Origin of the sequence: Geojedonia litorea (genome assembly GCF_042654525.1) — a bacterium.
Classification (GTDB): domain Bacteria; phylum Bacteroidota; class Bacteroidia; order Flavobacteriales; family Flavobacteriaceae; genus Geojedonia; species Geojedonia litorea.
Genome location: NZ_JBHSGP010000014.1, coordinates 1,518,027 through 1,528,371 on the forward strand (window position 1 = coordinate 1,518,027; position 10,345 = coordinate 1,528,371).

The 10,345-nt window shown below is 38.2% G+C and carries 3 protein-coding genes; all 3 read left to right on the forward strand.

Annotation, left to right across the window (positions count from 1 at the left end):
• Window positions 1–9: 9 nt before the first annotated feature.
• A complete protein-coding gene (katG, locus tag ACFO5O_RS14665) occupies window positions 10–2,247 on the forward strand; it encodes a catalase/peroxidase HPI (RefSeq protein ID WP_387965089.1) in 2,238 nt (745 codons plus the stop codon).
• A 252-nt stretch (window positions 2,248–2,499) separates the two neighbouring features.
• Window positions 2,500–6,882, forward strand: a complete 4,383-nt coding sequence (locus ACFO5O_RS14670; RefSeq protein WP_387965091.1) for an immunoglobulin-like domain-containing protein — start codon at window positions 2,500–2,502, stop codon at window positions 6,880–6,882.
• Between the two features lie 408 nt (window positions 6,883–7,290).
• Window positions 7,291–10,345 (forward strand): HYR domain-containing protein (locus ACFO5O_RS14675; RefSeq protein WP_387965093.1); only part of this gene is annotated, 3,055 nt, incomplete at its 3' end.

The following is a 10,345-nucleotide window of genomic DNA, read 5'->3' on the forward strand; positions in this document are numbered from 1 at the left end:
TTTATAACAATGGAAGACAAAAATCATTCACATCAAGCAGCTTACAGTACTAATGGCGAAAGCAAATGTCCTTTTCATGGAGGCGCTATAAAACATAGTGCAATTACGGGCAGATCTAACCGTGATTGGTGGCCTAACCAATTGAATTTAAGTATTCTTCGACAAAATTCCTCTCTTGTCGATCCAATGGATAAAGATTTTAATTATGCAGAAGCATTTAAATCTCTTGATTTAAACGCTGTTAAAAAAGATATTTATGAGGTCATGACCAATAGTCAAGATTGGTGGCCGGCAGATTATGGACACTACGGACCTTTTTTCATAAGGATGGCTTGGCATAGCGCAGGAACCTATAGAATCGCCGATGGTCGGGGTGGTGCCGGTTCAGGAACTCAACGTTTTGCACCACTTAATAGTTGGCCAGACAATGCCAACCTCGATAAAGCACGATTGCTGTTGTGGCCTGTTAAACAGAAATATGGAAAAAAATTGTCATGGGCAGATTTGATGATCTTGGCAGGAAATTGTGCGCATGAATCCATGGGACTAAAAATGTTTGGCTTTGCAGGAGGTCGTGAAGATGTTTGGCAACCAGAAGAAGATATTTATTGGGGATCAGAATCAGAGTGGATGGGGAATGATGATCGCTATTCAGAAGATGAATTAGAAAATCCATTGGGCGCTGCTCATATGGGCTTAATTTATGTGAATCCTGAAGGGCACAATGCAAATCCAGATCCAGTTGAGTCTGCGCATTATATTCGTGAGACCTTCGGGCGTATGGCCATGGATGATTATGAAACTGTTGCACTAATCGCTGGTGGTCATACCTTTGGTAAAACACATGGTGCTGCAGATCCAGGCAAGTATGTAGGTAAAGAGCCTGCCGCCGCAAGTATTGAAGAACAAAGTATGGGTTGGCATAATACTTACGGAACAGGTAAAGGTGCTGATACCATCACGAGTGGAATTGAAGGGGCTTGGACCGATACACCAACCCAATGGAGTCACAAATATTTTGAAAACTTATTTGGCTATGAATGGGAATTGACCAAAAGCCCTGCAGGAGCACATCAATGGAAACCAAAAAATAATGCTGGAGCAGGTACTGTGCCAGATGCTCATGATCCTTCAAAAAAACATGCACCATTTATGTTAACCACAGACCTTTCTTTAAAAATGGATCCGGCGTATGCCAAAATCTCAAAACATTTTTATGAAAACCCAGATGAATTTGCCGAAGCTTATTCACGGGCTTGGTTTAAACTAACGCATCGCGATATGGGACCTATCTCTCGCTATTTAGGGCCTGAAGTCCCAAAAGAAGAATTGATTTGGCAAGATCCTATTCCTGCTGTTAATCATGAAGTAATTAATAATCAAGATATTGAAAATCTTAAGGCGAAAATAGTGGCTTCTGGACTTACGGTGACGCAGTTAGTGTCGACGGCTTGGGCATCAGCTTCAACTTATAGAGATTCTGATAAACGTGGTGGTGCTAACGGAGCTCGAATTCGATTGGAACCTCAAAAAAATTGGGAAGTGAATAATCCTGCCCAATTAAAAGTTGTTTTGGATAAACTTGAGCAAATTCAAAAAGAGTTTAATTCTAGTCAGTCTGGTAACAAACGAGTTTCATTGGCCGATATTATTGTATTGGCAGGCTGTGCGGGCGTTGAACAGGCAGCAAAAAATGCGGGTACTAATGTTGCAGTACCATTTGCTCCAGGACGAGCAGATGCTTCCAAAGAACAAACCGATGTAGAATCATTTGCGGTACTTGAACCAGCTGCAGATGGATTCAGAAATTATCTGAATGTAAAACATACGGCTTCCGCAGAAGAATTACTTGTAGACCGTGCACAACTACTTACACTTACTGCACCCGAAATGACCGTACTCGTTGGTGGAATGCGTGTGCTAAACACCAATTTTGATGCCTCACAACATGGCGTTTTTACGAAGAGAAAAGAAGTCTTAACCAATGATTTCTTTGTCAATTTATTGGATATGAATACTACATGGAAGGCTGCCTCGCAATCCGATCAGGTTTTTGAAGGCCGCGACCGTAAAACAGGTGATTTGAAATGGACAGGAACCCGTGCAGATCTTATTTTTGGCTCAAATTCTGAGCTACGGGCTTTAGCCGAAGTTTATGCCTGCAATGATGCTCAAACTAAATTTGTGAATGATTTTGTGTCTGCTTGGGCCAAGATTATGAATTTAGATCGTTTTGACTTGAAGTAATAAATTCCAAATTATGAAAGATAAAGGTGGCCAGATATGGTCACCTTTTTTTTATAACCCAATTCACTAACTACTCCTGCTTTACTAAATTGAATAGTTCTCTATCTGCGTGGTTTAAAACCATTTAGGTGGATTAAATGCTTTTTGTCGATTTATTTTGAATGGATTTGTACACTATACTACATTTAGTCACCCAAATCAAAACACATTAACTATGTTGTAATTAGATCGTTGTGTCAATAGTATTGTAGTATGAAATTAAGCTACGCCTCACTTCTATTTTTTCTATGCTCTACTATATATACATATGGTCAATGCACCATTACTTGTCCAGCTAATGTGACGGTAACTTGTCCGTACGATGTTCCTTTTATTTCACCTTCAGCTTATACCAATTGCGGAACCATAGTGTTACAAACATGGACAATGACAGGAGCTACAGCAGGCTCAAGTCCGGCGACCGGAATTAATGACGCTAGTTTAGAAATTTTTCAGTACGGTGTAACTACGGTAACTTACAATGTTAAAGATAACCTTGGTAATACTGCGAGCTGTAACTTTACGGTTACTATAACAGATTCACAGCCACCATTATTAATTTGCCCAACGGATATAACGATTAATAATAATCCTGGATTATGTAGTGCCGTGGTAAATGATTTTGGGTTTATGAGTGCTTGGGATAATTGTTCTGGAATAACTTTGGAATTGGTTAGTGGCTTACCAAGAAGGTCAGCCTTTCCTGTGGGTACAACGACCAATGTGTTTAAGTTTACAGATGCTGCTGGTAATTCTTCTACCTGCTCCTTTAAAATTAATGTGATAGATAATGAAGCGCCAACTGTAAATTGTCCAGCAAATATTGTTGTCAATACAAGTCCCGGTTTATGTAATACTTATGTTACAGTTCCAATGGTTACCGCTTCTGACAATTGCAGTATTGCTTCCATAACCAATAATTTTAATGGCGGTGGAGCTAACGCTAGTGGGACTTATCCTTTAGGTACATCTACGGTGACTTATACGGTTACAGACACGTCAAATAAAACAACAACCTGTTCCATTGATGTTACCGTTGTGAATTCACAAAATCCAGTAATTACCTTAAATGGTCCAAATGTAATAACATTAGAAGCTTGTAGTACTTACACGGAATTGGGTGCTACAGCAACTGATAATTGTCTTGGAGATATCACTAGCAGTATTATCGTCAACACTTCTGCATTAAACACAAATGTGGTGGGTTCGTATATAGTTTCTTATAAAATTGTGAATGCAAGTGGCGTTACCACGGCACAAGTAAACAGGACAGTAAACGTAGCGGATACAACTATTCCCTACATCACACTTAATGGTCCTAACCCTTTAAATATTGGAGATTGCGCCACATATACAGAATTGGGAGCAGTAGCTAGCGACCCTTGTTTTGGGAACATTACTGGGGCATTAGTGATTGACAATTCCACTGTTAATTCCGGTGTTTTGGGCTCATATAATGTGACATACAATGTAATGGATGCTCAAGGAAATGCGGCAGCTCAAGTGACCCGTGTGGTTAATATTTTGGAAATCACGGCACCCATTATCAATTTAATAGGAGATGATCCGCAAATTATTGATGCGTGCACATCTTATATCGAATTGGGAGCCACAGCCACAGATCCGTGTTTTAATACTGATTACACGGCTGATATTGTTATTGATACGTCTAATGTTGACACGAGTACTGTTGGCACCTATATAGTGACTTACAATGTTTCAGACAACTTTGGGAATGCCGCTATGGAAGTTGTAAGAGCTGTTGAAGTTGTTGATGCTACGATCATTGCACAAGTGGGTCCAGATATTTCAAATACAATTTGTACAGAAACCTCCTTAGCATTAACAGGAAACCCAGTTTCTGGAAGTTCAACAGGGCTTTGGTCTGTAACTTCGGGCCAAACGAGTGGATTCTATTTTTCAGATCCATCAAGTCCAACCAGTTTATTTACAGGAGATGTAGGTGAAAACTATGAACTCACTTGGTCCATTTATAATCCATGCGGTATATCTAGTGATACGATAAATGTTTCGTTTATGGGCTGTAGTGCTTTGGATTTTGATGGTATTGATGATAATATCACCTTTAAGAATAATTATAACTTTAATGGCGATTTTACCATTGAGGTATGGGTTAAGGAAGATCTTCAAAATGGAAACATTCAAACCATTTTTTCCAAACGCATTGCCAATAATCAAATAAATGGCTACGATTTGAGAGTGGTAAATAATTATGTGTCGTTTAATTGGAATAGCGGGCTATCTTTAGTGTCTCCATATCAAATTACTACAGGAAAATGGCATCATGTTGCAGTGACTTATGCAGCAAATACCTACAGACTGTATATAGATGGCGTGCTCATGAATACTGCTTCGGGAAGTTTACCCATTACCAATTCAGCCGAATGTATAGTAGGTGCTATGGATCAAACTTCAACTCCACCATTCAAACCAACAAATTACTTTACAGGTGGAATGGATGAATTAAGAATTTGGAATACAGCTTTATCAGTAGCACAAATTCGTCAAATGATGAATCAGGAAATTGAAGCTGATTCAGGAACTATTAAAGGTTCAATAGTGCCTTTGATTATTCAAGGATTAACTTGGAATGATTTGAAAGGATACTACCAAATGAACCAAAGCAAAGACCTTTCAGCAGGGAATTTAGTATCAAACAGTTCTACCCTTATAAATGGCAAATTAAGGTATATGACTACCTTACAACCTGAAACGGCCCCTCAGCCATACGTGTCTAAGGCTAATGGACAGTGGACAGATGCTAATACTTGGCTTTATGGGAATTCTCAAAATCTGCCTAATAGTATGGGTATTGATGGAACAACTGCCATTGATTGGAACATCGTCAAGACAGGGCATAACATTTCATCAGGTAATAGGAATATTGTTCTTTCAGGCTTATTTGTAAATGTAAATACCTTGTCTGTTGAAAACACAAATCCTCTTGACGGACAAAGCCTGCGGGTCACTAAATACTTGAAAATAGATGGCATGATAGATCTTGTTGGGGAATCACAACTCTTACAGGATATGGGTAGTGTTTTGGATAATACCGGAATAGGAAGTTTACAACGAGATCAGCAAGGCACCAGCAATTTGTTCAATTTTAATTACTGGGGATCGCCAGTGAATCAAAACGGTAGTAATTATACAGTAAAAGGAGTTTTAAATGATGGTACCAATCCCAATAACCCGCTAAACTTACAATGGACAACAAGTTACAATGCCAATGCAAGTTTAAGCCCAATTGCTATAAGTAATAGATGGCTCTATAGTTTTGAAAACTTTGCATTGAATTCATATGCCGATTGGCGATTTATAGGGGAAAATGGAAGTCTTAAAGCCGGACTTGGATTTACAATGAAGGGTAGTGGAGCTGTAACTTCGGAGCAAAATTATGTGTTTGAAGGAAGGCCAAATAACGGAACGATAAGCATACCTATTAATGCAGGAAATGAAGCTTTAATCGGTAATCCATATCCGTCAGCGATTGATGCTCGCGAATTTATTCTAGACAATGCATCAAGTCTTCAAGGTGCACTTTATTTTTGGGAACATTATGTGTCAAATGCAACTCATAAATTAGAAGAGTATGAAGGAGGATACGCCATCTATAATCTTATTGGAGGAAATCCAGCGATATCGCCTCCCGAAGTGAGTGGTAATGGTACACCTTCTAAAATACCCGAGCGCTATATTCCTGTTGCACAAGGATTTTTTGTTAGGGCTAATAATAGTACAGGTGGAAACATAGTATTTGAAAACGATCAACGTGTTTTTGTTAAAGAATCAGTTACAGGCGCAGTCGATAAGGGCTCGGTGTTTTTTAGAAAAAAGGAATCGTCAAAAGAGCGCAGAGCAGCAACTGATGACGATGACATTATCAAAAGGGTTAGAATCCAATTTAAATCTCCAGAAGGCGCATTACGTCATCTATTACTCGGGTTTGTGCCTCATAATAAGGCTACCGATGGCTTTGACTATGGTTATGATGCCTTAAATACTGAAGACCTCCCTAATGATATGTCTTGGATTATAGAAGGTGAAAAATACGTTATTCAAGGCGTCGGTGATTTTGACAATTCAAAGCAATATCCTTTAGGTGTTTTTCTGAAAAATTCAGGGACAATTGAAATTGCCTTAACTGGTCTTGAGAATTTTGACACTATTATTGATGTATATATTTTTGATGCACTTCTTAACCAAACTTTTAAGATTGATGGTGTAGCTAATTTTGCTGCAACACTTAACCCTGGTGATCATCTCGATCGATTTTATGTGGCTTTTAAGCCAATGAACACACTTTCTCTTGAAGATGCTCTCCATGACAACATTGTATTAAAGTATTTAAATACTAGCCAAGAACTCTATATTTATCTACCATTAAGTGTAGAAGCGCGTCAGATAAGTATGTTTAATCTCGCCGGGCAAAAAATTAAGTCTTGGGCACTTTCTAAAATGCAACAATCAACTGAAATTAGAATTCCAGTTTCTGCAATTTCAGATGGCGTGTATATCCTAAAATTAGAAACCACAAGCGGAAGTATAAGTAAAAAAGTAGTAGTTAAGCAATAGTCGTGCATAAAAGATGTTTTTCACATGGTTTTGAAGTGCAATTTGAGGTTTATAACACACTAGTTTATAGCTTTTTAACGGATGAAATTTGCACTATGGCGATTGTTTAAATGAGACCCTTATATTTTGGCTATTAATTGATGCAAATCATCGAAAATAGGCCTTGAATTTAACAACCATTAACACTTTAAATTATTTTTAGTATGCTTTTGTAGAGAAAGGGATTATCTATGTAAAACAAATAACTTTTAGATTATCAAACGCTGTATAGTGACTAGAGTATGTCATTATGTTAGTGTTTTTTTTTGTTCAAAACATTAAAGAAATCATCTTCAACTTCAGCATTATTTAAAATAGTAACAAACAAGATAGCGTACCTGTGATTTAATAAAACCTAACTATTTAATTATGAAAAAAAATCTACTACTTATAGCCTTGCTTTTTTTCTTTCATTGCTTATTTGCACAAACAGAAATATGGAAAGAAGATTTTGATAGTTATACAACTCCAACTAATCAGGGTCAAGGCTTACCGACAATTACAACTTGGAAAGCAGACGGAGCAGTTGGAAATAATGGTGTTACTGTAATAAATGGTAAATTAAGAGCTGCAAACACCAATTCTAGTCACAATACTTGGCAAATCTCGAATAGTATGCCATTTGATCCAATCGAGATTAGTGGTTATTCAAATGTATCTATATATATAGATTTTACAAGTAGTGGCGCAAGTGGTAGTAGTATAACTACTGAATATAGTTTAAATGGAGTAAATTATTTTCCGTTTGATACGCCAACTATTTCAGGTGATTTTAGTGGAACTAAAACCGCTTCTAAAACTGGATTAGTAGGAGCCAATTTATGGTTTCGTATTATATTTAATGTTACAGGAAATGGTACAAATAAAATTTATTTTGCAGATAATATTAAAGTTACAGGTACGCCTGCGCCATTACTATCAGCTACCATCTTGGCGCCCTTTGACGATATTTGCACCAGTTTTACATCAGGGGCAAACAGTTTTGTAATTAATGGGTCTAATTTGACAGCACCTGTTACAGTTGCAGCCTTAAGTGGTTATACTTATAGTTTAGACAATACTAATTATTATACAGCTTTAACTGGTGTGAATAGTATACCTGCATCTGAAGTTATGGCAGGTAAAACTGTTTATGTTAAATTCTCACCAACAAGCACCGGACCCAATAATGGGAATATTGTAATAAGCAGCAATGGAGCGACCGCTATTAATGTAGCGGCTTCAGGGAGTGGGATATCGACACCTGTAAATGCAAGTGGTTCCTTTCCATCTAATACGGCAACCAATGTGTGTTCAGATGGTGGTGGAGCCATCACTGCTTTAGGCTGGCAAGCTGTACCAGATGCTACTTTGTACGATGTGTATTTTGGTACTACAAACACTCCAGCTCTTTTTCAGTCTAACTTAACAACGCTTTTCACAACCCAAAACCTTAATTTATTAGCAAATACAACTTACTATTGGAAAGTTGTGCCAAAAAATAACTGTGGCATCGCTACTGTTTCAAGTAATTGGAGTTTTACAACAGCTACCACTCCTTGCAATGACGATTATTGCGATATTATCTTTACTAATGTAAGCCCAATTACCAAAGTGATTTTTGAAGATATTTATAATGAAAGTGATATGAGTAGTCCTCATGTTGCTTATCAAGATTTTAAGAGTCAGTCTACTACTGTGGCTCAAAGTAGTACGCACTCACTTATTGTTGAGGCTAATACTGGTAAAACAGGAAATGTGGACCAAAGAACACTTTATATTATAGCGTTTTTTGATTGGAATCAAGATAATGATTTTTTAGATGCTGGCGAATCGATTGAAATAGGTACCATATTCGAATCTACCGGATTTGATGGGAAATCAGCTTCAAAACCAATCACAATACCTTCGGGCTTAAGTTTGGGTAATATCGTTATGCGTGTTATTGCAAGCAGGTACGATTATAATATCAATCCTTGTGTTCCGGTTCAAGATGGCAATAATCCTAATACGTTTGGTCAAACTGAAGATTACACGGTCAATATATGTGCATTACCTGTGGCCAAAGCACAAAATGTTACACTTTATTTAGACGCATCAGGAACTGCATCGCTTACTGCTGCAGCAGTAGATAATGGAAGTACGGCAAATTGTGGTTTGCAATCATTAGTCATCTCGAAAGAGACGTTTACATGCGCCGATTTAGGAATAAATACAGGAATCTTCTTAACAGTAACTGATAATCTTGGCAATACAAATGCTGCTGAAGTTATTGTTACCGTAGTAGATACTTTAGCGCCAACATTATCACAAAACACAGGGTTTGTAGACTTTGAGTCTAACTGCGCGATTAGTGTGCCAGATGTCACGATATACGCAACTGACAATTGTTCTACAGTGTTTACACAATCACCCATTGCAGGAACATCCATCATCGCTTCAGAGAACGATACAATTGGGGTCACCATTTTTGATCAGGCTGGCAATGATATTGTATTCACTTTAACCGTAAAAGACGAAACCGCTCCAGTGTTAAGTCAGAATGCCTCTAATATTGATTTTGTGCAAAATTGCCAAGTTGAAATTCCTGATCTAACAGGTTTCGCAACAGATAACTGTACGACCGTTTTCACCCAATCACCTAGTGCGGGAGCATTACAGTCGGCTTCGGAGAATGATATCATAGAGGTCCTAATTTATGATAATGCCGGTAATTCTAGTGTATATACCTTAACGGTTCAAGATGTTACCATTCCGGTTATTAGTACCAATGGTGACCAAAATCTTAATGCTGAAAATGGCGAATGTGGAGCTGTGTTTATTGCAACTGCATCGGCAACAGATAATTGTTCTGTTGGAAATCCGACTGGCTTAAGAAGTGATGCCTTATCATTGACCGATCCTTATCCGGTTGGGATTACAACGATTAGTTGGAATGTTAATGATATTAATAGTAACCCAGCAAATCAGGTAGTTCAAACAATTATAGTTACTGATAACCAAGCCCCTGTGGCTGTGTGCCCTCAAAACATTACGGTTGCAACAGATGCCAATCAATGTGGTGCAGTGGTGAATTTTACCCCTAACTTAACAGATAATTGTACGGGAGGTTCAGTATTGGCATCTCCAGCTTCTGGTAGTTTCTTTAATGTAGGTACAACCCAAGTAACAGTTACAGCAACGGATGCAGCGGGGAATACCGATGTTTGCAATTTTGATGTAACTGTAAATGACACTGAAGATCCAGTGGTAAGCTGTCCATCAGATATTACAGTTAATAATGATGCAGGACAATGCGGTGCCATTGTGAATTTCGCGCCAACAGCAACAGATAATTGTTCAGTTGTCTCGATAGTAAGTTCACCGGCATCAGGAAGTTTCTTTGCTGTGGGTACAACCCAAGTAACAGTTACAGCAACGGATGCAGCGGGCAATACCGATGTTT

Coding starts and splice junctions, on each gene's coding strand:
- katG (WP_387965089.1), top strand. CDS start 10: ATGGAAGACAAAAATCATTCACATCAAGCAGCTTACAGTACTAATGGC.
- ACFO5O_RS14670 (WP_387965091.1), top strand. CDS start 2,500: ATGAAATTAAGCTACGCCTCACTTCTATTTTTTCTATGCTCTACTATA.